Genomic DNA, 994 nt, shown 5'->3' with positions numbered 1-994 from the left:
ATCTGATGGTGATCGCGACCTTCGGACTGAACCTGGCCGGCCTGGCCATTGTCGAGGAGATTGCCTTGATGGTGGTCTCCGAAAACTGGATTCCTTACGAGACGGTCCCGGAGAAAAGGCTCGTCGATAGGCTCGCCCGCCTTCGCGAGAAGAGCGTGAAGGGATTGCGCTTTGACCTGCAACCCGACCAGCCGATCGCCAATGCGTTGCTTCAAAACAGGGACGAGCCGATAGCGCTCTTTGTCGTTCCGGCCGGAGCGGGCGAGAACTACGAAGCGTCGCTCGATGAAATGATGGCCGCGCGACCGGAGATCGGCTCCTGGGTGTGGCGGGTCGGCGAAGGCGACATGCCGCCGCTGCCGCTCTGAGCGTCGGCGGAATTTCCAATTGGCTCAGTATGTCTTACGCAAGGCCCAGCTTCTTCTTGAGCTCGGCATTTTCCTTGCGCAGACGCTCGGCAAGCAGGTTCTTGAGGCGCTTGTTTTCTTCTTCGAGCGCCACAAGATCGCGGAGATCGCCGCTGTCTAAAGAAGGTGCGACAGCCCTCTTCCAATAATAGTAGGTCTGCTCAGATATGCCGGCCTGGCCGACCGCGATCTTGCTGGTCGCGCCGGCAGCGATCGATTTCTCGATCTGGGCAAGCTTCTGCGAGCGTTCCTTCTCGGAATATGTCTTGCGGGCGGTCTTCGCTGCCACTGGAGCTTCCGCCGCCTGGGGCGCAGGTTTCGCTCCGTTCTTGCGGACCGGCTTTAAGAGCTCTGCCTTCACTTTCTTTGCTCGCGGAACTTTCTTCTTCGATTCAGGCTCTTCCACTTTAGCTGGCGCTACTGTCGTCTGAACAGTCTGAGCGTCCTGAAAATCGGCCATCATATACTCCGCTTGTGGTTTATCCCCTTCTTCAGCATCAAGGGGTCTTATACTGAAGTCAATGACCTGGGAATTTGGGAGCGGAGCAGCATAGCCAGGCTGCGTCATCTCCGTGGCAATCTTGGAC

2 protein-coding genes are annotated in these 994 nt (G+C 57.7%); one reads left to right on the top strand and one right to left on the bottom strand.

Annotated features, from left to right (window positions below; genetic code table 11):
• Window positions 1-368 (top strand): DUF1173 family protein (locus EN750_RS36220; protein WP_127399409.1); only part of this gene is annotated, 368 nt, incomplete at its 5' end.
• Window positions 369-402: 34 nt separating this feature from the next.
• On the opposite strand, the gene EN750_RS36215 is transcribed toward EN750_RS36220, so the two are convergent.
• Window positions 403-994: transposase (locus EN750_RS36215; protein WP_245482921.1), on the bottom strand; the 592-nt coding region annotated here is incomplete at its 5' end.

The sequence above is a fragment of the Mesorhizobium sp. M7A.F.Ca.ET.027.03.2.1 genome (assembly GCF_003999175.1).
Lineage (GTDB): Bacteria > Pseudomonadota > Alphaproteobacteria > Rhizobiales > Rhizobiaceae > Mesorhizobium.
This window is presented reverse-complemented; position numbering and strand designations above follow the sequence as displayed.